This window comes from Mesorhizobium sp. M2A.F.Ca.ET.037.01.1.1 (assembly GCF_003998075.1).
Classification (GTDB): Bacteria; Pseudomonadota; Alphaproteobacteria; order Rhizobiales; family Rhizobiaceae; genus Mesorhizobium.
This window is the reverse complement of the sequence record NZ_RZSA01001859.1, coordinates 1-402: the sequence shown is the minus strand read 5'-3', so window position 1 is coordinate 402 and position 402 is coordinate 1. Positions and strand designations below refer to the sequence as shown.

General features: G+C 62.7%; 1 protein-coding gene and 1 pseudogene. Both read left to right on the top strand.

Annotated elements, in window-relative coordinates; genetic code table 11:
- Nucleotides 1-128, top strand: a pseudogene (locus EOA27_RS42895) (conjugal transfer protein TrbJ); the annotation flags it as partial.
- Entirely contained in the window at nucleotides 125-307 is a 183-nt protein-coding gene (locus EOA27_RS41395) for a DUF2749 domain-containing protein (RefSeq protein WP_123147741.1), read from the top strand. The pseudogene EOA27_RS42895 and the gene EOA27_RS41395, both read left to right, overlap by 4 nt.
- Nucleotides 308-402: the final 95 nt, after the last annotated feature.

The window sequence follows — 402 nt, the reverse complement described above, 5'->3', positions numbered from 1 at the left end:
CCATGATGGGAACTTGGCTCCAGTCCGAGCAAGCGGACAAGGATCTTGCCCAGGCGCGCCGCGAGAAGTTCTTCGGCACTGGCCGCTACTCGACCACCGGTGGCGCAGTGATGGAGCCGATCCGGTGACGCGGGTGGTGATCATCGGCGCGGTATGTATCCTTGCCACCACAGTCATCGTCGTCGCCGTGGTGATGTCGCGCGAGAACCAGGATTCTGCCCAACAGGGCCGCACGCGGGAGTTCTTCGACACCCGCACATACGACACCAGCGGTGGCGAGACGATGCGGCCGGAGTGGAAGAAGTAGGGCAGGGCGGGTCAATGCAGAATCGTAAGATCAGACTCACACTTCTGGCTGCACTTGGCATCTCGGCCTTCGCGATGCCCGCGATCGCCCAAACC